20 protein-coding genes are annotated in these 22,043 nt (G+C 65.4%); 19 read left to right on the forward strand and 1 reads right to left on the reverse strand.

Translation table 11 applies throughout. The features are described from left to right. Positions 1 to 27: 27 nt before the first annotated feature. The 4 genes from BM154_RS16440 to BM154_RS16455 all read left to right on the forward strand — a co-directional run bounded on the left by BM154_RS16440 (position 28) and on the right by BM154_RS16455 (position 4,207). Positions 28 to 741, forward strand: coding sequence for a GntR family transcriptional regulator (locus tag BM154_RS16440; RefSeq protein WP_074886383.1), 714 nt, complete (start codon positions 28 to 30; stop codon positions 739 to 741). After that, complete coding sequence (locus BM154_RS16445) at positions 738 to 1,754, forward strand: ADP-ribosylglycohydrolase family protein (protein WP_074886386.1); 1,017 nt, start codon at positions 738 to 740, stop codon at positions 1,752 to 1,754. Before BM154_RS16440 ends, BM154_RS16445 begins: the two co-directional genes overlap by 4 nt. 67 nt (positions 1,755 to 1,821) lie before the next feature. After that, the gene (locus BM154_RS16450; RefSeq protein ID WP_074886389.1) at positions 1,822 to 3,285 is read left to right on the forward strand and encodes a purine-cytosine permease family protein; all 1,464 of its coding nucleotides are present in this window, start codon (positions 1,822 to 1,824) and stop codon (positions 3,283 to 3,285) included. Beyond that, on the forward strand, positions 3,275 to 4,207 hold the full coding sequence (locus BM154_RS16455; protein ID WP_074886392.1) for a PfkB family carbohydrate kinase: 933 nt from the start codon (positions 3,275 to 3,277) through the stop codon (positions 4,205 to 4,207). The genes BM154_RS16450 and BM154_RS16455 overlap by 11 nt, the downstream gene beginning before the upstream one ends. 62 nt (positions 4,208 to 4,269) lie before the next feature. On the opposite strand, the gene BM154_RS16460 is transcribed toward BM154_RS16455, so the two are convergent. Beyond that, positions 4,270 to 4,563, reverse strand: a complete 294-nt coding sequence (locus BM154_RS16460; protein WP_074886394.1) for a DUF1330 domain-containing protein — start codon at positions 4,561 to 4,563, stop codon at positions 4,270 to 4,272. 74 nt (positions 4,564 to 4,637) lie between these two features. Between BM154_RS16460 and ribBA the strand changes: the two genes are divergently transcribed. The 15 genes from ribBA to BM154_RS16530 all read left to right on the forward strand — a co-directional run bounded on the left by ribBA (position 4,638) and on the right by BM154_RS16530 (position 22,027). Then, on the forward strand, positions 4,638 to 5,744 hold the full coding sequence (gene ribBA / locus BM154_RS16465; protein WP_074886397.1) for a bifunctional 3,4-dihydroxy-2-butanone-4-phosphate synthase/GTP cyclohydrolase II: 1,107 nt from the start codon (positions 4,638 to 4,640) through the stop codon (positions 5,742 to 5,744). A gap of 221 nt (positions 5,745 to 5,965) precedes the next feature. After that, positions 5,966 to 6,991 carry an ABC transporter substrate-binding protein gene (locus BM154_RS16470; protein ID WP_074886400.1) on the forward strand — a complete coding sequence of 342 codons (1,026 nt, stop codon included), beginning with the start codon at positions 5,966 to 5,968 and terminating at the stop codon, positions 6,989 to 6,991. A 1-nt stretch (position 6,992) separates the two neighbouring features. Next, complete coding sequence (locus tag BM154_RS16475) at positions 6,993 to 7,901, forward strand: ABC transporter permease (RefSeq protein ID WP_074886402.1); 909 nt, start codon at positions 6,993 to 6,995, stop codon at positions 7,899 to 7,901. Positions 7,902 to 7,907: 6 nt separating this feature from the next. Then, on the forward strand, positions 7,908 to 8,717 hold the full coding sequence (locus BM154_RS16480) for an ABC transporter permease (RefSeq protein WP_074886405.1): 810 nt from the start codon (positions 7,908 to 7,910) through the stop codon (positions 8,715 to 8,717). A gap of 17 nt (positions 8,718 to 8,734) precedes the next feature. Beyond that, complete coding sequence (locus BM154_RS16485) at positions 8,735 to 9,883, forward strand: ABC transporter ATP-binding protein (protein ID WP_074886408.1); 1,149 nt, start codon at positions 8,735 to 8,737, stop codon at positions 9,881 to 9,883. A gap of 339 nt (positions 9,884 to 10,222) precedes the next feature. Further along, on the forward strand, positions 10,223 to 10,369 hold the full coding sequence (locus BM154_RS23950; protein ID WP_208609455.1) for a hypothetical protein: 147 nt from the start codon (positions 10,223 to 10,225) through the stop codon (positions 10,367 to 10,369). 171 nt (positions 10,370 to 10,540) lie between these two features. Beyond that, positions 10,541 to 11,584 (forward strand): LLM class flavin-dependent oxidoreductase, encoded by a 1,044-nt coding sequence (locus tag BM154_RS16490; RefSeq protein WP_074886411.1) that lies wholly within the window; start codon positions 10,541 to 10,543, stop codon positions 11,582 to 11,584. A gap of 271 nt (positions 11,585 to 11,855) precedes the next feature. Continuing rightward, the gene (locus tag BM154_RS16495; RefSeq protein ID WP_074886414.1) at positions 11,856 to 13,250 is read left to right on the forward strand and encodes a purine-cytosine permease family protein; all 1,395 of its coding nucleotides are present in this window, start codon (positions 11,856 to 11,858) and stop codon (positions 13,248 to 13,250) included. A gap of 170 nt (positions 13,251 to 13,420) precedes the next feature. Further along, positions 13,421 to 14,860 carry a cardiolipin synthase gene (gene cls / locus BM154_RS16500; protein WP_074886417.1) on the forward strand — a complete coding sequence of 480 codons (1,440 nt, stop codon included), beginning with the start codon at positions 13,421 to 13,423 and terminating at the stop codon, positions 14,858 to 14,860. Between the two features lie 282 nt (positions 14,861 to 15,142). Beyond that, complete coding sequence (gene dapA / locus BM154_RS16505; RefSeq protein ID WP_074886420.1) at positions 15,143 to 16,018, forward strand: 4-hydroxy-tetrahydrodipicolinate synthase; 876 nt, start codon at positions 15,143 to 15,145, stop codon at positions 16,016 to 16,018. A 14-nt stretch (positions 16,019 to 16,032) separates the two neighbouring features. Beyond that, complete coding sequence (locus BM154_RS16510; protein WP_074886422.1) at positions 16,033 to 17,193, forward strand: iron-containing alcohol dehydrogenase; 1,161 nt, start codon at positions 16,033 to 16,035, stop codon at positions 17,191 to 17,193. After that, positions 17,190 to 18,437 (forward strand): four-carbon acid sugar kinase family protein, encoded by a 1,248-nt coding sequence (locus BM154_RS16515; RefSeq protein ID WP_074886425.1) that lies wholly within the window; start codon positions 17,190 to 17,192, stop codon positions 18,435 to 18,437. Before BM154_RS16510 ends, BM154_RS16515 begins: the two co-directional genes overlap by 4 nt. Continuing rightward, positions 18,430 to 19,452: a 4-hydroxythreonine-4-phosphate dehydrogenase PdxA gene (gene pdxA / locus BM154_RS16520; RefSeq protein WP_074886427.1), complete on the forward strand. Its 1,023-nt coding sequence runs from the start codon at positions 18,430 to 18,432 to the stop codon at positions 19,450 to 19,452. The genes BM154_RS16515 and pdxA overlap by 8 nt, the downstream gene beginning before the upstream one ends. A gap of 51 nt (positions 19,453 to 19,503) precedes the next feature. Next, complete coding sequence (locus BM154_RS16525) at positions 19,504 to 20,916, forward strand: sodium:solute symporter family protein (RefSeq protein ID WP_074887152.1); 1,413 nt, start codon at positions 19,504 to 19,506, stop codon at positions 20,914 to 20,916. After that, the gene (locus BM154_RS16530; protein ID WP_074886430.1) at positions 20,903 to 22,027 is read left to right on the forward strand and encodes a sialidase family protein; all 1,125 of its coding nucleotides are present in this window, start codon (positions 20,903 to 20,905) and stop codon (positions 22,025 to 22,027) included. The genes BM154_RS16525 and BM154_RS16530 overlap by 14 nt, the downstream gene beginning before the upstream one ends. The last annotated feature ends 16 nt before the right edge of the window (positions 22,028 to 22,043 follow it).

Here is a 22,043-nt window from a genome sequence, read left to right on the forward strand (position 1 = left end):
GGGCGTTCTGCAGGTACTAATTTGTACATGATTAGACAGGTTCGATTCGACAAGAAAACCCGTGTAGTGCGTGCCCTGGCCGAGCGCATCGAGCAAGGCGTGCTGGGCAACGGCGAGCGGCTGCCTGGCGAACACGAGCTGGCCGCGGCATTTGCCGTCAGCCGCGGCACGCTGCGCGAAGCGCTTTCCGAGCTCAAGCGGCGCAACTACATCGGTACCCAGCCGGGCGTCGGTTCCGTGGTCACCTACGACGGCGTGCCCCTGCACCAGGGTGGCGGCTGGGCGCAGGCGCTCGCCGCTGGCGGTGCCCAGGTGCAAACCGAGTTGCTGGGCATCAGCAGTGTGGAGCGCGAGGAGTTTGCCGAGCGCTTCGGCCGCGCGCGCTTCATGCTGGTCGAGCGTCGCCGGCGGGCCGCCGATGGCAGCCTGGTATCCCTGGAGCGTGCACTGATTCCGGCCTGCGATGGCCTGGAGAATCTCGCCGAGGAAGGCCTGCTGGACGATTCGTTGACCGCTACGCTGGCCGTCCACGGTTATCAGGCCGGGCGCGGCAAGCAGTGGATCGGCGCCGCGCCCCTCGATGATGAGGCGGCCAGCCAGTTGCAACGCGCCCCGGGCAGCGTCTTCCTCAGGGTGGTCAGGGAAACCTTCGATAGCCGCGGCCGCTTCATGGAGCGCGTCGAGAGCTACCTGGACCCGCTGCACTTTCAACTTCATCTCGAGTTCGGGGACGCCCAGTGAACCAGCTTTCCACCGCGCAAGACCGCGCCCTCGGCGCCTTCCACGGGCTGGCACTGGGCGACGCGCTCGGCATGCCGACCCAGTCGCTGTCACGCGAGCAGATCCGCGCACGCTACGGCCGTATCGAAGGCCTGATCGCTGCCGATGCCGATCAACCCATCGCGCCGAACATGCCGGCGGGCGCCATTACCGACGATACCGAGCAGGCGATACTGGTAGGCGAACTGCTGGATGCCGGCCAGGGCCGTATCGAACCCGCCGTGCTCGCACGAAGCCTGATCGACTGGGAGGCGGCCATGCGCGCCAAGGGCTCCCAGGACCTGCTCGGCCCCTCGACCAAGCGCGCCATCGAGATGATTCTTGCCGGCGCCAGCCCGGAACAGGCCGGGCGCTTCGGCACCACCAATGGCGCGGCGATGCGCATTGCCCCGGTGGGCATCGCCGCCGACGTGCGTGACCCCGAGCGTTTCATGCAGCAGGTGCTGCAGGCCTGCCAGGTAACCCACAACACCGGCCTGGGCATCGCCAGCGCGGCTGCCGTGGCGGCGGTGGTATCGGCAGGTATCAATGGCGACAACCTGGCCAGTGCCCTGGACAGCGGAATCGCAGCGGCTCGCCAAGGCCAGCAGCTCGGCCATTGGGTGGCCGGCGGCGATATCGCCGCACGCATCGAGTGGACAGCGCGACTCTGCGCCGACGCCGCCCCCGAAGCACTGCCCGACTTGATCTACGAGGTGATCGGCACCTCGGTGGCCTCCCAGGAATCGGTGGTCGCCGCGTTCGCCCTGGCACGCGCCGTGGCCAACGACCAGCTGGCGCCGTACCAGGCCCTGTGCATGGCCGCCAGCCTGGGTGGCGACACCGACACCATCGCCGCCGTGCTTGGCGCCATGCTCGGCGCCGCCTTTGGCCTGGACGCGTGGCCGCGGGAGGCGCTGGCGCAGGTCTGCACGGTCAGCCAGATCGACCTGGCGCCCCTGACCCACAGGCTGCTGGCCTTGCGAACGCTCTGAACCCCATGGGTGGCCGCCCATGCGGTCACCCAGCCCTGCCAACAACAACTATCGCAGGAGTTACGCCATGCGCGCATCCGAACAGGTGGGCCAGCTGGAAACCCGCGGCATCGAGCCGGTACCCGAGCATGAGTGCAACGGGCACCCGTTGCAGCTGTTCTGGGTCTGGTTCGCGGCCAATATCAGCATCCTCGGCTTGCCGCTGGGCGCCACCCTGATCGCCTTTCAGGGCCTGTCGATCTGGCAGGCGCTGGTCGTCGCCATCCTCGGGGCCGGCGGCTCCTTCGCCATCGTCGGGCTGCTGTCGATCGCCGGTCGCCGAGGTCGCGCGCCGAGCCTGACGCTGTCGCGGGCGATCTTTGGCATGCGCGGCAATATCGGCCCGACCCTGGTGTCGCTCGGCTCGCGCCTGGGCTGGGAGACGGTCAACACCACCACGGCGGCCTTCGTGCTGCTGTCGCTGGTGTCGATCATTCAGGGCACGCCCGTCGAGGCCAAGTCCGCCCCCTTTCTCACCCTGCTGTTCATCGGCCTGTTCGTGCTGCTGACCCTGTGCGTCTCCGGCCTTGGCCATGCCACCCTGCTGGTGATCCAGAAGTGGGCGACCTGGGTATTCGGCGCGCTGAACCTGGTGGTAGGCGGCTTTCTTGCCCTGCATATCGACTGGGCACTGGTGTGGGCAGCCACTCCGGCGCCAATGTCCGCCGTGCTGATCGGCGTCGGTACCATGGCCGCCGGCACCGGCATCGGCTGGGCCAATGCCGGGGCCGACATGTCGCGCTACCAGCACAGGAGCGTTCGCGCGGCCGGGCTGGTGGCCTCCGCGGCCTTTGGCGCGGGGATCCCGCTGGTGCTGCTGATCACCCTCGGTGGCCTGATCTCGGTGGGCAACGACCACCTGGCCTCGGCGACCGACCCCATCGTGGCGATTCGCGAACTGTTGCCGACCTGGATGGCCGTGCCCTACCTGATCACCGCTTTCGGCGGCCTGCTGCTGTCCAACAACCTGTCGGTGTATTCCGCGGGCCTCACCACCCTGACCCTCGGCCTCAAGGTCAAGCGGGTCTACGCCGTGGTGGTGGATATCGTGGTGATCTTTATCGGCTCGATCTACTTCATGCTGATCGCCGAGAGCTTCTACGGGCCGTTCATCACCTTCATCTCCATGCTGGCCGTGCCGATCACCGCCTGGGTGGGTATCTTCCTGGTCGACCTGCGCCATCGTCAGCGCTATGAACCGGCCGACCTGATGAACGTCAGCCCGAGCAGCGCCTACTGGTACGCCGGTGGCGTGGAGTGGCGCGCGCTGGGTGCCTGGGCGCTGGCGATCGTGCTGGGCTTCAGCTTCACCACGGTGAAGATCGGCGCCGACAACGTGCTGTTCCAGGGCTGGCTGGCCGATTCCTGGTTCGGCCAGAACGGTCTGGGCTGGATCGTCACCTTCGTCGTCGCCGGCGGCCTCTATGGGCTGCTGGGCGGCTGCCGTGACCGCCGCGCCGCCGTGACTCATGAGGCCGTCCATGGCCGCTAGGTTGCTGTACACCGGCCAGGTGATCGTCGATCTGGTGATGGGCGTCAGCGCTCTGCCAGCCGCGGGCCAGGATGTATTGGCCAGCAGCGCCGCCTTCGAAGTGGGCGGTGGCTTCAACGTGATGGCGGCTGCCGCACGTAACGGCCTGAGCACCTGCTACCTGGGCCGTCACGGCGTTGGCCGCTTCGGCGACATGGCGCGTCAGGCCATGCAGGCGGAAGGCATCGAATGCCGCCTGGCGCCAAGTGGCGGCGGTGATACCGGCCTGTGCGTTGCCCTGACCGATGCCAGCGCCGAGCGCTCGTTCGTCACCCACGTCGGTGCCGAAGGCGTGCTGCAAGCCGAGGACCTGCAGCAAGAAACCGCCACGGCCACAGACTGGGTAATGGTCAGCGGCTACAGCCTGCTGCATGCCGGCAAGGCAGCCGCGCTGCTGGCCTGGCTGCAGCAGGGCGGCGCGGCCGGCGCCCTGGTCTTCGACCCCGGCCCGCTGGCCTGCAACCCGGATATCCCGGGCGCCGAGCAGTTGCTGGAGCGCCTGGCGATATGGAGCAGCAATCGAGAGGAGGCCCTGCAGTTCACCGCTACCGACAGCCTGGAGCAGGCCCTGCAGCGCCTGACGGCGCGGCTGCCGGAAAATGCACTGGTGATTCTGCGCGACGGCCCGCGGGGCTGTTGGCTGGCCCGGGGTGACTGGCGCCTGCAGGTGCCGGGCTTTGCCGTAGAAGCGGTGGACACCAATGGCGCCGGCGATGCCCATATCGGCGTATTCCTGGCCAGCCTGGCCGCCGGATTGCCCGAGCCAACCGCCGCCGCGCACGCCAATGCCGCGGCAGCCATTGCGGTCACCCGCCACGGCCCGGCGACCTGCCCGTCAGCGGGTGAACTCGAAGCCTTTGTGGCCAAGCAGGCCATGGGCTGACGCAAGCCCGTCTCGATCTTCAGCTGATCGAAGGCGGGCCGCGCTGGCTCAGCCCTGCCGGGTCAGGGCGCCATGCCCTCGACGATGATCACTTCCGAACGCGCCGCACCAACGCGGTAGCTGCTCGCCTCCTGGTACGCCGCAGAGCGGTAGCACGCCAGCGCCTGCTCGTACGATTCGAACTCGATCACCACGCTACGCTGAGGCGTATCACGCCCCTCCTGCGCCTCCGAGCGCCCACCACGGGCGAGAAACTTCCCACCAAAGGCAGCGAACACGGCCGGCGCGCGTTTGGTGTATTCGACGTAGCGCTCGGGGTCGGTTACGTCCACGTGCGCGATCCAGTAACCCTTCATGTGGCGACTCCTTTAACTTGATTACGTATTACGGTATACCATAATTCAAAATTATCCGACCTGCGAGAACCGCCATGCCCTTCCATCCCATCCGTGAACTCATCGATGATTTTCGCCAGGGCAAGATGGTCTTGCTGGTGGACGACGAAGACCGCGAGAACGAAGGCGATCTGCTGCTCGCTGCTGAATTCTGCACGCCCCAGGCGATCAACTTCATGGCGCGCGAAGCCCGCGGGCTGATCTGCCTGACCCTCACCGACGAGCACTGCCAGCGCCTCGGCCTGGAACAGATGGTGCCCAGCAACGGTAGCGTATTTTCCACCGCCTTCACCGTTTCCATCGAAGCGGCCAGCGGCATCAGCACCGGCATTTCCGCCGCCGACCGTGCCCACACGGTGCTGACCGCCGTGGCGCCGGGCGCAACGGCAGCCGATCTGGTGCAGCCTGGGCATATCTTCCCGCTGCGCGCCAAGGAAGGTGGCGTGCTGACCCGTGCCGGGCATACCGAAGCCGGCTGCGACCTGGCCCGGCTGGCCGGCGTGACGCCCGCCGCGGTGATCGTCGAGGTGATGAACGAGGACGGCAGCATGGCTCGCCGCCCCGAGCTGGAAGCCTTCGCCGCCCTGCACGGCATCAAGATCGGCACCATCGCCGACCTGATCCAGTACCGACTGAGCACCGAACACACCATTACACGCATTGGCGAGCGCGAGCTGCCCACCGTGCACGGTGAGTTCCGCCTGATTACCTATGAAGACCGCATCGCCGGTGGCGTGCACATGGCCATGGTGATGGGCGACATCCGCCACGACCAGCCGACCCTGGTGCGCGTGCATGCCATCGACCCACTGCGCGACCTGGTCGGCGCCGAGTATTCCGGGCCGCGCAGCTGGACGCTGTGGGCCGCCCTGGAGCGCATCGCCGCGGATGGCCAGGGCGTGGTCGTGGTGCTGGCCAATCACGAATCCTCCCAGGCGCTGCTCGAGCGCGTACCACAACTGACCCAACCGCAACGGCCGTTCAACCGTGGGCAGAGCCGGGTGTATTCGGAGGTCGGTACCGGGGCACAGATTCTCCAGGATCTCGGTGTCGGCAAGCTGCGTCACCTGGGCCCGCCGCTCAAGTACGCGGGTCTTGCCGGCTACGAGCTGGAAGTGGTGGAAACCGTACCCTTCGAGTGACGGATGAGCGGCTGTACAAACGCTGCAAGCGGTATGGCAAATTGCTTGCGGAAAGTTTGGAATACCATAATATGATATCCCTAATGCCAGCCACATTATCGTGTGTCCCGCCGGGCCACCCCGTCTGCAGCACCGGTGATGGCCGCCATTGAAGATCCACTGCTCCGGTTAAGCGGGCAAACGCTCGCTTGCGCACAAACACAACAAAGAGGGCAAGCAAGATGGTGTTTATCAAAGGTGTTACCTCGGTGCTCGCCGCGAGTATTCTGAGTGCTGCAATCACCACCACCGCCTCGGCGGAAACCGTCAATTTCGTCAGCTGGGGCGGTACCACCCAGGATGCGCAGAAAGCCGCCTGGGCCGACCCCTTCAGCCGTGACAGCAAGATCACCGTGGTGCAGGACGGCCCCACCGACTACGGCAAGCTCAAGGCGATGGTCGAGAGCGGCAACGTGCAGTGGGACGTGGTCGACGTGGAAGCCGACTTCGCCCTGCGCGCCGCCGCCGAAGGCCTGCTCGAGCCGCTGGACTTCAACGTCATCAAGCGCGATCGCATCGACCCGCGCTTCGTCAACGACCACGGCGTCGGTTCGTTCTTCTTCTCCTTCGTGCTCGGCTACAACGAGGGTGCGGTCGGCGGCAAGAAGCCCGAGGACTGGAGCGCGCTGTTCGACATCGCCACCTACCCCGGCAAACGCGCCCTGTACAAATGGCCGAGTCCCGGCGTGCTGGAACTGGCCCTGCTGGCCGATGGCGTAGAAAAGGACAAGCTGTACCCGCTGGACCTGGACCGCGCCTTCAAGAAACTCGACACCATCAAGAAAGACATCGTCTGGTGGGGCGGCGGCGCACAGTCGCAGCAACTGCTGGCCTCGGGTGAAGCGAGCATCGGGCAGTTCTGGAATGGCCGTATCCACGCGCTGCAGGAAGACGGCGCACCGGTCGCGGCGAGCTGGAAGCAGAACCTGGTGATGGCCGACATGCTGGTCATCCCCAAAGGCGCCAAGAACAAGGAGGCGGCCATGAAGTTCCTGGCTCATTCCAGCAGCGCCAAGGGCCAGGCCGACTTCTCCAACCTGACCGCATATGCGCCGGTCAACCTGGACAGCGTGGCACGCCTGGACTCGGTGCTGGCAGAGAACCTGCCGACCGCCCACGAGGCTGACCAGATCACCCTGGACTACGCCTACTGGGCCAAGAACGGCGCGCAGATCGCCACCCGCTGGAACGAATGGCTGGTGAAGTGAGATGACCGCGCCCCGCACCCCCGAGGTCGGTGCAGCAGACCGTCAGCGTGGCAACGCTGACGGCAACCCGGAACGGGCGGCGCGCTGGCGCGGTGCCCCGTACCTGCTGCCGGCCCTGCTGTTTCTCGGATTATTCTTCCTGGTGCCGCTGGTCAGCCTGCTGCTGCGCGGCGTGCTGGAACCGGAGCCAGGCCTGGGCAACTACGCCCAACTGTTCGCCAACTCGGCCTACTCCAAGGTGTTGTTCAACACCTTCGCGGTAGCCGGGCTGGTCACCCTGTTCAGCCTGCTGCTGGGCTTTCCCCTGGCCTGGGCGATCACCCTGATGCCCAGTGGCTGGGGCCGCTGGCTGCTGAATATCGTGCTGCTGTCGATGTGGACCAGCCTGCTGGCGCGCACCTACTCGTGGCTGGTGCTGCTGCAATCTTCGGGGGTGGTCAACAAGTTCCTGATGGGCATCGGCATCATCGATCAACCCCTGGAGATGGTGCACAACCTGACCGGCGTGGTGATCGGCATGAGCTACATCATGATCCCCTTCATCGTGCTGCCGCTGCAGGCGACCATGAGCGCCATCGACCCGATGGTGTTGCAGGCCGGCTCGATCTGCGGCGCCAGCCCGTGGCGCAACTTCTTCAAGGTGTTCATTCCGCTGTGTCGGCCGGGCATCTTCAGCGGCGCTCTGATGGTCTTCGTGATGTCCCTCGGTTACTACGTGACCCCGGCGCTGCTCGGCGGCGCGCAGAACATGATGCTGCCCGAATTCATCATCCAGCAGGTGCAGTCGTTCCTCAACTGGGGCATTGCCAGCGCGGCCGCAGCCTTGCTGATCCTCATCACCCTGGCGCTGTTCTACGTCTACCTGAAGCTGCAACCGGAATCGCCGGTCGCTTCCAGCACTGCGAGGTAAGCCGCCATGTTGCTGTCACCCAATGCCATGGGTCGTGGCCTGCGCTACGGCCTGACCGCGACCACCGCGCTGATTGCCGTGTTCCTGCTGCTGCCGATCCTGTTCATCGTGCTGCTGTCGTTCGGCTCTTCGCAGTGGCTGGTTTTCCCGCCACCGGGCTGGACGCTGAAGTGGTACGGGCAGTTCTTTTCCAACGCCCAGTGGATGGACTCGGCCCTGGTCAGCCTCAAGGTGGCCATGCTGACCACCCTGTGCGCCCTGGCCATCGGCCTGCCCAGTGCCTTCGCCCTGGTGCGCGGCAAGTTCCCGGGTCGTGAGCTGCTGTACGCGCTGTTCACCCTGCCGATGATCGTGCCGCTGGTGATCATCGCCGTGGCCGTGTACGCGTTGTTCCTCAAGCTCGGCTACACCGGCACGCTGTTCGCCTTCGTGGTCAGCCACGTGATCGTCGCGCTGCCGTTCACCATCATCTCGATCATCAACTCGCTGAAGCTGTTCGACCAGTCCATCGAGGATGCCGCGGTGATCTGCGGCGCCACGCACCTGCAGGCCATCGTCAAGGTGACCTTCCCGGCGATTCGCCCGGGCCTGGTCTCCGGTGGGCTGTTCGCCTTTCTGGTGTCGTGGGACGAGGTGGTGCTCAGCGTGATGATGGCCAGCCCCGGCCTGCAGACGCTACCGGTGAAGATGTGGACGACGCTGCGCCAGGATCTCACTCCGGTGATCGCCGTCGCCTCGACGCTGCTGATCGCCCTTTCCCTGCTGGTCATGATCATCGCCGCCATTGCACGCCGGCGCGCCGAAGCCAAAGGCTGAGCGCCGAGGAGAACCCCATGAGTGCCGTCATCCAAGAACAACAGGCGCCCCAGACCCTGGTCAGCCTGCGCAACCTGAACAAGCACTACGGCGACTTCACCGCTGTGGATAACATTTCCCTGGATATCCAGGACGGCGAGTTCCTTACCTTCCTCGGCTCCAGCGGCTCGGGCAAGAGCACCACGCTGTCGATGCTGGCCGGCTTCGAGACGCCCAGCTCGGGGGAAATCCTCGTGGAGGGCAAATCCCTGGTCAACGTGCCGCCGCACAAGCGCGATATCGGCATGGTATTCCAGCGCTATTCGCTGTTCCCGCACCTCAACGTGCGCGACAACATCGCCTTCCCCCTGGGCATCCGCAAGCTCAGCGCCGACGAGCAGAAGCGCAAGGTCGACGCCATGCTCAAGCTGGTGCAACTGGAAGCCTTCGCCCACCGTCGCCCGTCGCAGATGTCCGGCGGCCAGCAGCAGCGCGTGGCCATCGCCCGGGCGCTGGTCTACGAGCCGCGCATCTTGCTGATGGACGAACCCCTCGGCGCCCTGGACAAGAAGCTGCGCGAGGATCTGCAGGACGAGCTGCGCCACCTGCACCGGCGCCTGGGCATCACCATCGTCTATGTGACCCACGACCAGGAAGAGGCGATGCGCCTGTCCCAGCGCATCGCCATCTTCAGCCACGGCAGGATCGTCGGCCTGGGCACCGGCTACGACCTCTACCAGAATCCTCCGAACGCCTTCGTAGCCTCGTTCCTCGGCAATTCCAACTTCCTGCGGGCCAAGGTAAGCGGACAGGCCGCGGTGCAGTTCGAGCAGCAGGGCCTGGCGATCACGCCGACCGCCAACCTGAAGAACGAGCAAGACGTGCTGCTGATGCTGCGCCCGGAAAAAGCCCAGGTGCTGCCGTTGGACGTCGCTGCACAGACGCCACTGCCAGCCGGCTGGAACGAGATCGCCGTGCAGGTCAGCGAAGTGGTATTCCTCGGTGAAAGCCTGACCTGCCACGTGGTCACGCCGGGCGGCTGCCACCTGACCCTGAAAGCCATGGGCAGCGGCCTGCAACCGCTGCAACCCGGCGCCCAGGCCAAGGTGCGCTGGGCGGCCAGCGAGGCCTGCCTGTACGACAGCTGGAACGAGAGTGATCTGAGCAAGGGTGCTGGGGCGCACTGAGTGGTTATGCGATCTGCCTTTGTAAGGCAGTCGGCATAGCCGACGCCTAAACCTGTGGGAGCGGGCGGGGACGCCTAGTCCATGCCCGCTCCCACAAGTGGTTATCCCTGGCAGCCCCTGGGGTGGGCGACACCTCCCCGTCCACTGCTCCAAAGTCGCAAGGCCCCAACCGTTACACCGCCCCCGGCCGAGTGGTACCGCTTTTCCCACACAACACCTGCGCGCCCAGCCCATTACATTGCCGCCGCCCGCTCCAGCGCCTCCGGCAATCTGGAGCACATCTTGCAATGTGCCATCACAATACGGGGTCGCGGCATGTGGCCGGGCCGGTAACCAGAAGTGTCTTTATCGTCGGTCAACCTCGGTGCCTCGGCGCTGCTCGACCCCAAGCTCGCAAAAAACCAGCCGGGCGCCCGCAATGCCGGGCAGACCACCCTCAACTTCAAATACTGGCGCCTCAACGGCGAGCGCATCGCTGAGCGCTGATATGCCTGGCAGGCCGCCAGGAACTGACGCTTTTCGACAAGAGGGCCTCTGGTACTCGCCAAAGTATTTTATATTATGGTATACCATAGACCACAAGCCATCTGATCCTGCAGGCGGCCAGTCCCGACAGCGCCTCGCGCCTGGGGCCTTACAAGAATCGAGGAAAGCGACATGAAATTCTCTTTGTTCGTCCACATGGAACGCTACGACCAGGAAGTCGGCCACCGTGAGCTCTTCGATCAGTTGACCGAGCTCACCCTGTTGGCCGAGGCCGGCGGCTTCAGCACCGTGTGGGTTGGCGAGCACCACGCCATGGAATACACCATCTCGCCAAGCCCGATGCCGATCCTTGCCTATCTGGCGGCCCGTACCAGCACCATTCGCCTCGGCGCCGGCACCATCATCGCGCCGTTCTGGAACCCGATCCGCGTAGCCGGTGAGTGCGCCCTGCTCGACGTGATCAGCAACGGTCGCATGGAAGTGGGTCTTGCCCGCGGTGCCTACCAGTACGAGTTCGACCGCATGGCCGGTGGCATGCCGGCCAGCGATGGCGGCAAGTACCTGCGCGAGATGGTGCCGGTGGTCAAGGCGCTGTGGAAAGGCGACTACGCCCACGACGGCGAGATCTGGAAATTCCCCACCAGCACCTCGTCGCCCAAGCCGCTGCAGCAGCCGCTACCGCCCGTGTGGATCGCCGCCCGCGACCCGGACTCGCACAACTTCGCAGTGGCCAACGGCTGCAACGTGATGGTCACGCCGCTGATGAAAGGCGACGAGGAAGTGGTCGACCTGAACAACAAGTTCAACACCGCCCTGGCCAACAACCCTGGCGTGCCGCGCCCACAACTGATGGTGCTGCGCCACACCCACGTGCACCTGGCCGACGACCCGGAAGGCTGGAAGGTAGGCGCCGCGGCAATCTCGCGTTTCTACCGCACCTTCGATGCCTGGTTCGGCAACAAGACCACCCCGGTCGACGGCCTGCTGGACCCGAGCCCTGAAGAGAAATTCAAGGAGCGCCCGGAGTTCGAGCTGGAGAACATCCGCAAGAACACCATGATCGGCACGCCCGAGGAAATCATCGCGCGCATTCGTCACTACCAGGAGCTGGGCGTCGACGAATTCAGCTTCTGGGCCGACAACAGCCTGCCCTACGCCGAGAAGAAAAAGTCCCTGGAGCTTTTCATCCAGCACGTGGTGCCAGCCTTCCGCTGAGCCCCGCCACCGCTGCACCGGCCACGCCGGGCAGCGGTTTTCGCCAACCTGGCGATACGCAAAACCCTATCCGAATAAAGACAAGAAGTAGGTTTCCCATGGTGTTCCGCACAGCCCTGCTGCTCCACCCCTCCCCGTTCTCCGCCGCCTGCAAGCTGCCCCGCAGCAGGCGCAGCTGACTCGTTCAGCCACCCCACGCATCTATACCAACGGCCTGCCCCGCCCCACGCGGCGCTGCATGCCGTCGCCACCTTGCGCAGGAGAACCGTCCATGTCCCAGCAAGAGCTCGTTGAAAGCAACAGTGTCGGCCAGGTGGCCGACGCCGACCGTCATGGCCGCGTCCGTGACCTGTTCACCCTGTGGTTCAGCACCAATATCGCGCCACTGCCCATCGTCACCGGTGCCATGGCCGTACAGGTGTTCCACCTCAACCTCGGCTGGGCGATCTGCGCCATCCTGGTCGGCCACCTGCTCGGCGGCATCGTGCTCGGCCTGGCTTCGGCCCAGGGCCCGCAGATGGGCCTGCCGCAGATGCTGCAGAGCCGCGGTCAGTTCGGCCGCTATGGCGCGCTGCTGGTAGTGGTGATCGCCGCCGTGCTGTACATCGGCTTCTTCATCTCCAACTGCGTTTTGGCCGGCAAATCCATCCATAGCGTGGCGCCGGATCTGCCCCTGCCTGCCGCCGTGCTGATCGGCGCCTGCGCCGCGACGCTGATCGGCATCCTCGGCTACAACTTCATCCACACCCTCAACCGTATCGGCACCTGGGTGATGGGCATCGGCCTGCTCGCCGGCTTCATCGCCCTGTTCGCCAACGGCCTGCCGGCGGACTTCGCCAGCCGTGGCGGCTTCAACCTGGCCGGCTGGCTGGCCATGGCCTCGCTGGGCGCCATCTGGCAGATCTCCTTCGCGCCCTACACCTCGGACTACTCGCGCTACCTGCCACGCGACGTGGGCATCTGGAAGCCCTTTATCGCCACTTACTGCGGCGCCGTGCTGGGCACTTCACTGTGCTTCATCTTCGGCACCCTGGTGGCGCTGTCGGTAAGCGCCGAGACCGATACCATGGAAGCGGTCAAGCAGAGTACCGGCGTGTTCGGCCCGGTGCTGATGCTGCTGTTCATCCTCAGCATCATCAGCCACAACGCCCTGAACCTTTACGGCGCGGTGCTGGCGCTGATCACCTCGGTACAGACCTTCGCCGCCGACTGGGCACCGAGCCGCCAGGCCCGCGTGGCGCTCTCGGCGATCCTGCTGGTGGCCTGCTGCGTGGTCGCGGTGAGCGCACCAGCGGACTTCATCTCGCGCTTCATGCAGCTGATCCTGGCGATGATGATCGTGCTGGTGCCCTGGGCGGTGATCAACCTTGCCGATTTTTACCTGGTGCAAAAGCAGCGCTACCACATCCCTTCGCTGTTCGACGCCGGCGGCGGCATCTATGGGCGCTTCAACCCCAACGCGGTGAGCGCCTATGCCATCGGCATCCTGGTGCAGCTGCCGTTCGCGGTCACGCCGATCTACACCGGGCCCATGGCCAGCAAACTGGACGGTGCCGACCTGTCCTGGCTGGTGGCGATCGTCGTCACCCTGCCGCTCTACCTGCTGCTGTCACGCCGCGATACGGTCTACCGGCGCAAGCAGATCTCGGCGCTGTCGCGGGCCTGATGGGTATAGTTGGCAAAGCCCCGCCGCTTGCGGTGCGGGGCTTGCGCTCATTCGCCCGAGTCGAGCCAGGCACGCTGCCGCGAAGTTTCACGTGGAACGCTGATTTCTATCGGTGACGTCCCATCGATAGCGTGGTCTATGCTGGCACTGCAGCCAACAAACGAACGGCAATGGAATTCGGCATCGAGCATTTCTTCGGTTACCTGATCGCGGCGATCCATGGGCTCGGTGCGCTCGCCGCCGTGCACGCGATCCTCACCGTGCGCACCGCCCAAGGCGCCATCGCCTGGGCACTGTCGCTGTTCTTCATGCCCTACCTGACCCTGCTGCCCTACGTGATCTTCGGACGCAGCCGCTTCTACGCCTATATCGAGGCGCGCCGGATAGTCGACAAGCAGATGCACAAGGCCATGGCCTCGCTGGACTGGCGCCCCTGGGTGCAGGAGGCCATCGCCGCTGGTGAGTCAGAGGCTTACGGACAGCTGCGCGCGCTGCCGCGCCTGGGGCGCATGCCCTGCCTGGCGGGCAACCAGGTCAGCCTGCTGATCGATGGCAAGGCCACCTTCGAGGCGATCTTCCAGGCGATTGCCGAAGCGCATCAGGTGATCCTCATCCAGTTCTTCATCGTGCATGACGACAAGCTTGGCCGCCGCCTGCAGGAAGCCCTGCTCGAGCGCGCGGCGGCTGGCGTGCAGGTTTATTTTCTCTACGACGCGGTCGGCAGCCACGCCCTGCCGCGCCGCTATATCAAGTGCCTGCGCGAAGGCGGTGTGCACATGCACGCCTTCCCCACCGGCGGCGGCGTGCTCAATCGCTTTCAGCTGAATTTCCGCAACCATCGCAAGATCGTGGTGGTCGATGGCGGGCGCGGCTTTCTCGGCGGCCACAACGTTGGTGATGAATACCTGGGCGAGAAACCGCGCCTGTCACCCTGGCGCGACACCCACGTCGAGGTACATGGCCCGGCCGTGGCCTGCCTGCAGGAGTCCTTTGCCGAGGACTGGTTCTGGGCGACGCGCAAGCTGCCGCCACTGCTGCTACCCGAGCGCTACCCGGACGAAGGCATGCTCTGCCAGGTGATCAGCAGCGGCCCGGCCGACGCCCAGGAAACCTGCTCGCTGCTGTTCGTGGAAATGCTCAACGCCGCCCGCGAGCGCATCTGGCTGACCAGCCCCTACTTCATCCCCGACGAGGCGCTGTTCGCCGCCCTGCGCCTGGCCGTGCTGCGCGGCGTGGACGTGCGCATCCTGCTGCCCTCACGGCCGGATCACCGCATCGTCTATGCGGCCTCCAACCTGTTCGCCCTGGAAGCGCTGCGCGCCGGCGTACGGATCTTCCGCTACCTGCCGGGCTTCCTGCACCAGAAGGTCGCGCTGATCGATGGCGACATCGGCGTGGTCGGCAGCGCCAACCTGGACAACCGCTCGTTCCGCCTCAACTTCGAAATCACCCTGGTAACGGTCGACCCGGAGTTCGCCCGCCAGGTCGAAGCGATGCTGCTGGAAGACTTCAGCCAGTCCCGCGAACTGATCGGCGCCGACCGCCGCGAAGTGCATCGCCTGCAACAGCTCGGTATGCGCGTAGCGCGGTTGATTTCGCCGATTCTCTGAAACGCGGGGTCACTGCCTCCGGCGGTTAACGAACCCGAGCCTCCATGCGCGCTCTCAGTTGGCGCTACGCCACGGTCGTCGAGTAAATCTCCCAGGACCTTTCCGGGTGACCGCGATCAAGGTCACGTCCGAGCACCGCTCAACTCGATCAAAACACCTTTCTAAACGAATGATTCGCTCAAAAAATCGCGACAAGAGCCGATGTCCTCATTAAACATTTGATCGATTCAATCAATAGTGATATCAATACTGACCAAAACAATCATAAAGACAGGATAAACCATGAAATTCCACGGTATCGTCCCTGCCCTCGTCACACCCTTCAATGCGGCCCAGGAGGCCGATGAACCGGCGCTTGCCGTGCTTATCGAGAGCCTTATCGCTGCAGGCGTGCACGGCCTGTTCGTGCTGGGCACCAATGGCGAGTTCTTCGCGCTCTCCGACGCCGAGAAAGTGCGCATTGCCAAACTGACCGTCGAGCTCGCCGCCGGCCGCGTGCCGGTTATCGCTGGCACTGGCGCCTTCGCCACTCGCGATGTGATCGAACTGAACAAGAAGATGAGCGATGTGGGCGTTCAGGCCCTGTCGGTCATCACGCCGTTCTTCAATGCCGTCAGCCAGAGCGAACTGATCAATCACTACCAGCGCATCGGCGACGCCTCCGACCTGCCGATCATGCTCTACAACATCCCCGCCAAGACCGGCATGTCGATCGGCATCGGCGCGGTTGCCGCGCTTTCCCAGCACCCGCAGATCAAGGGCATCAAGGACAGCGCCGGCAACTTCGACGCCCTGGTGCAGATGATGCGCTACCGCAGCGACGACTTCGCGGTGTTCGCCGGCACCGACTCGCTCATCTACTGGAACCTGCTGGCCGGCGGTGACGGCGCGGTGGCGGCCACTGCCAACGCCGTACCCCATGTGGTGATGGAGATCTGGAACCAGTTCCAGGCCGGCAACCACGAAGCCGCCCGCGCCGCCCAGGAAGCCCTGCGCCCGCTGCGCGACGCCTTTGCCCTGGGCACCATGCCGTCCGTGCTGAAGAAGGCTACGGACCTGCTCAACGTGCCGGTCGGCCCCTGCCGCGCCCCCGTTGCCGCCCTTGATGAACAGACCGTGCACAAGCTCGAAGGCTTGCTGGCCGTCTACCAACGCTGAGCCGGAGGACCACCATGTATCACTTCCAGACCGTCAAACACGTCGTCCACGGCCCCGACAGCCTCAATAGCCTGGCCGACAAACTGGCGCTGCTCGACAAACCACTGCAGCGCGTGGTGCTGGTCACCCAGAACGCCATGCACCAGTTGGGCGTCACCGAGCGCGTGGTCGCCCAGCTAGAGGCCAAATCCATCGCCGTCACCGTGGTCGATGACGTCGAGATCGAGCCGACCCTGGAGAATATCGAAGGCGTATTCCGCCGCGCCGTGGCCCCTGCAGCACCCGATGCGCTGATCGCCATCGGCGGCGGCAGCGTGCTGGACGCCGCCAAGCTGTTCGCCGTGCTGCTCACCAACGACATGCCGCTACGCGACATGCTCGGCATCGACAAGGTGCCCAATGCCGGCGCGCCCATGGTGCTGGTGCCAACCACCTCGGGCACCGGGTCGGAAGTCACTCCCAACGCCATCGTCACCCTGCCGGACGAAGAGCTGAAGATCGGCGTGGTCAGCCGTCACCTGCTGCCGACCCTGGTGATTCTCGATGCCACCCTGACCCTTGGATTGCCCAAGCCGATCACCGCCGCCACCGGCATGGACGCCTTCACCCACTCGCTGGAGTCGTTCATTTCCACCAAGGCCAACCCCATCAGCGACACCTTTGCCCTGGAGTCGATGCGATTGATCGCCGGCAGCATCGTCGAGGCCTATCAGCAGCCCGGCTCGGTGCAGGCGCGCAGCGACATGCTGCTCGGCTCGATGTACGGCGGCCTGGCGCTGACCGCCGCCGGCACCGCTGCCGTGCACGCCCTGGCCTACCCGCTGGGCGGCAAGTTCCACGTCACCCACGGGGTGGCCAACGCCATGCTGCTGCCCCACGTGATGGCCTTCAACATGGATGCCTGCGCGCCACGCCTCAAGCGCGCTGCCTGCGTCTGCGGCCTGGCGCAAGATACGGACAGTGATGAAGTGGCCGCGCGCAAACTGATCGAGCAGATCAGCGCCTGGACCGCCACCCTGGAGATTCCCCAGAACCTGCGCGACTTCGGCGTGGCCGAGGAGCACCTGGCGGACATGGCCGTGGCGGCCTCCAAGGTCACCCGCCTGATGGTCAACAATCCCAAAGCACTCAGCCTGGACGACATCCAGCAGCTGTACCGGCGCCTGCTGCCATGAAACGCCCGCTGCTGGTGATCGCCGACGACCTGTCCGGCGCCGCCGATTGTGCGGCCGGCTTCGCACGCCACGTGGCCACCGAAGTGCTGCTGGACCCGCATGCCGAGCACCGCGCCCAGCCGGTGACCGCGATCGACCTGGACACCCGTCGTCTGCCGGCAGGCCAGGCCGCGCAGCGTAATCGCGCCGTGCTGGAAACCAGCACCTTGGCCAGCCACGGGCTGTACAAGAAGGTCGACTCGACCCTGCGCGGCAACCTGCTCAGCGAAGTTGCCGCGCTGCTGGGCAAGGGCATGGCCCTGGTCGCCCCCGCTTTCCCGGCCATGGGCCGTACCACCCTGGGGAGCGTGCAGTACGTCGAGGGCGTTGCCGTCGATCAGAGCGATGTCTGGCGCAACGAAGGCCTGTGCGGCACCGCCAATCTGCTCGAACTGTTCGCCAGCGAGGGCCTGCAGTGCGCCGCCCTCACCCTCGAACAGGTACGCAGCGCCAAAGTGGCTGATTTGCTGGCGCAGCATCTGCAAAGCGGCACTCGGGTGCTGGTCTGCGATGCCGAACGCGATGCCGACCTGCAGGCGCTGGCCCTGGCCTCGGTCGAGCACGCCGATCAGCTGTTCTGGGTCGGTTCGGCCGGCCTCGCCCAGCACTTGCCCGCTGCGCTGGGGCTCGCATCGCGCACCGCGCCACCGCTGCCCCAGGCCGCGCTGCCGGTGCTGACAGTGGTCGGCAGCATGTCCCGGCATTCCCAGGCTCAAGCTGAGGTACTCGCCGAGCGCAGCGGCCAGCTCTGGCAACGCATCGAACCACAACTGTTACTGGCGGCCGATGCGGTGGATCAGCGCGACGCATTGAGCGCTCGCCTGGCTGCTCAAGTGGCGGGCGGCAAAGACCTGTTGATCAGCCTCGAGCAGCGCGACCGCGATCCAGCCCAAGCGACATTGCTGGGCGCGCCCCTGGCGCAGGTGCTGCTGCCGGCCATCGCCAAAGCCGGCGCCCTGATCGCCACCGGCGGCGAAACCGCCCGCGCCCTCCTTACCGCTGCTGGCATCGACAGCCTGCAGCTCTACGGCGAACTGGCCCCCGGCGTGGTGCTGTCCAGCGCCCGCCAGCAGGGCCGCGAGCTGGCCATCGTCACCAAGGCCGGTGGCTTCGGCCAGCCGGACACCCTTTACCAGGCCTGGGCTCGCCTGCACGGCGCCAGCCATTCCCTGCCCCTCTCCGAGAAGGAAGCCCACCATGTCTGAACGCCCCGTAATCGGCATCACCCTGGGCGATGCTGCCGGCGTCGGCCCGGAAATCATCATGAAGTCCCTGGCCCATGACAGCGTCTACGCCATGTGCCGACCGCTGGTCATCGGCGACGCCCGGCGCCTGGCCGATGCCAACCGCATCGTCGGCGGCAGCCTCGAGGTCAACGCCATCGAGCATCCGCGTCAGGCACAGTTCCAGCCCGGCGTGGTGGACTGCATCGACCTCGACCTGATCCCTGACGACCTGCCATACGGCCAGCTCTCGGCGATCGCCGGCGACGCGGCCTTCCGTTACATCGAGCGCACCGTGCAGCTCACCGAAGCCGGTGAGCTCGACGCCATCTGCACCGCGCCGCTGAACAAGGAAGCCTTGCACGCCGGTGGGCATATCTTTCCCGGCCACACCGAAATGCTCGCCCACCTGACCGGCATCGAAGAGGTGTCGATGATGCTGATGACGCCGACCCTGCGCGTCATCCACGTCACCACCCACATCGGCATCATCGACGCCATCGCCCGCATCGAGCCGGGTCTGGTGCGCCGCACCATCGAGCGTGCCCACGAGACCCTGGTACGCGCCGGCATCGACAACCCGCTGATCGCGGTGTGCGGCATCAACCCCCACGCCGGCGAGAACGGCCTGTTCGGCTACGGCGAGGAGGCCACCAAGATCCAGCCGGCCATCGACGAGCTGCGCGCCCGCGGCTGGCGTGTGGAAGGCCCACTGCCGGCCGACACCCTGTTCTTCCGCGCCGGCCGTGGCGACTTCGACGCGGTGGTCGCCATGTACCACGACCAGGGCCACGGCCCGGTGAAGGTCATGGGCCTGGAGGCCGGGGTCAACGTCACCATCGGCCTGCCGGTGATCCGCACCTCGGTCGACCACGGCACCGCTTTCGACATCGCCGGCAAGGGTATCGCCGATGAACGCAGCCTGATCGAGGCGCTGCGCCAGGCCGTGGAGCTGGCCACCCGTAAACGCAAGCAGCCGACTCCTGCCCACGCCTGAGTCATCCGAACTTCCTCACCAAGCCCTAGACAAGAACAATCGGAGCGAATGATGGAAACCTTCAACACCCAAGGCACGTTTATCATCATCAGCATGGTGGTCGTCTATATCCTGTTCACTTCCTGGCTGACGATGCGCATTCGCAGCAAGAACACCGAACAGTACATGGTCGCCTCGCGCAGCATGCCGGCCTTCATCGTCGGCATGCTGATGATGTCCGAATACATCGGCGCCAAATCCACCATCGGCACCGCCCAGGCGGCGTTCGAGAGCGGCATGGCCGCGGCCTGGGCAGTGGTCGCCGCCGCCATCGGCTTTCCGCTATTCGCCATCCTGATGGCCAGGAAGCTCTACAGCTCCGGTGAATACACCATCTCCGGCTTCATCGAGCGCCGTTACGGCTACGGCGCCAAGATGATGGTCTCGGTGATCATGATCTACGCCCTGCTGCTGGTGAACGTGGGTAACTACGTCAGCGGCGCGGCGGCCATTGCCACGGTGATGCACATCAACCTGCCCACCGCCGCCTTCATTACCGCCATCGTCAGCACCCTCTACTACGCCTTCGGCGGCATGAAGAGCGTGGCTTACATCAGCGTGCTGCATACCGTCGTCAAATATGCCGGGGTGATGATCGTGCTGTGGATCGCCCTCAAGCTGGCCGGCGGTTTCGATCAGGTTCACCAGAGCCTGCCAGCGCACTACTTCACCTGGGACGGCGCCATCGGCGGCTCCAAGGTGCTGGCCTGGATCATCGGCACCGTGGGCGCGATTTTCTCCACCCAGTACATCATGCAGGCGATCAGCACCACCAAGAGCGCCAAGTCCGCACGCAACGCCGCGCTGTGGGCTGGCCTGATGTGCCTGCCGATCTCCATCGCCCTGGGCGTGATTGGCGTGGTCTCCAAGTACCTGCACCCGGATATGGACAGCCTCTATGCCCTGCCGGTATTCCTGCAGTCGATGAGCCCATGGATGGCCGGTGTGGTCACCATCTCCCTGGTCGCCTCGGTGTTCGTCGGCGTCAGCGCCGTGGCCCTGGCCATCACCTCGCTGGTGGTGCGCGACTTCTACGTGCCAATCTGCAAGCCCAACGCCGAGCGCGAATTCCGCATGACCAAGGTGATCAGTCTGATCGTCGGTTTCGTGCCCCTGGTGTTCGTGTTCGCCGCGCCGGAAATTCTCAACCTGTCGTTCTTCACCCGCGCCTTGCGCCTGTCGATCACCGTCATCGCTCTGGTGGCCATCTACCTGCCGCTGTTCGCCACCGGCCGCGGCGCCACCTGGGGCCTGGGTGCCGCCACGGTCACCACCAGCGTGTGGTACCTGATGGGCAACCCGTACGGCATCGATAACATGTACATCGCCCTGATCACCCCGGCCGTGGTGATCTGCATCGAGCGCCTGCTGCCGCGCAGCAAGGCCGACGCCAACGCTTCGGAGGTTTCCAATGCCAACTCTTGAACAGCGCCACGACGCCTACCTGCCCACGCCCTATGCCCAGAACCATGCCGCCAATCTGCATGAGCTGGCCGACGGCACCCTTCTGTGCACCTGGTTCGCCGGCACCCAGGAAGGCATGGCCGACATCTTCGTCCTGCTTTCGCGCCGCGACTCGGCCACCGGCGTGTGGAGCGAGCCGCAAAAGATGTCCGAAGACGCCAGCCGCTCGGAGCAGAATCCCATCCTGTTCCAGGCGCCGAATGGCCCGCTTTGGTTGATCTGGACCGCCCAGGTTTCCGGCAACCAGGAAACCGCCATCGTACGCCGTCGCCTGTCCGAGGACGGCGGCCTGACCTGGGGCTCGATCGAGACGCTGTTCGACGAGGTGGGCACCTTCGTGCGCCACCCGCCGGCGGTGCTGAGCAACGGCGACTGGGTTTTTCCGGTGTGGTACTGCATCACCCAACCGGGCGAGAAATGGATCGGCAACCATGACGTCAGCGCAGTGATGATCAGCAGCGACCAGGGCCGCACCTGGAGCCGTCACGACGTACCGCAGAGCACCGGCGCCGTGCACATGAACGTCCATCAACTGAGCGACGACAGCCTGCTGGGCCTGTTCCGCAGCCGCTGGGCCGACAGCATCTATGCCAGCCGCTCGACCGATCTGGGCCGCACCTGGAGCGTACCGAGGCCCACGGAATTGCCGAACAACAACTCGTCGATCCAGTACATCCGCCTGGTCAGCGGCGAACTGGCGCTGGTCTACAACCCGATCAACGCCGAGGGCATCGAGCAGCGCCGCGCCTCGCTGTACGACGAGATCGAGGACGAGGGCGACGAGCGCGTCACGCCGACCGTCAACGCCGACGGTCGCGGCGCCGTATGGGGCATCCCCCGCGCGCCCATGAGCCTGGCGATCTCCCGAGATGAAGGGCGCAGCTGGCCGCTGCGCCTGGACATCGAGTTGGGAGACGGTTTCTGCATGACCAACAACTCCCAGGAGAAGCTCAACCGCGAATTCTCCTACCCAAGCATCATCCAGGCCCGCGACGGCAGCCTGCACGTGGCCTTCACCTACTTCCGGCAGAAGATCAAACACGTGCATATTCCCCTGGCGGCCATCCGCTAGAGCCAACGGGCGCCCT

This window comes from Phytopseudomonas argentinensis (assembly GCF_900113905.1).
GTDB lineage: Bacteria > Pseudomonadota > Gammaproteobacteria > Pseudomonadales > Pseudomonadaceae > Aquipseudomonas > Aquipseudomonas argentinensis.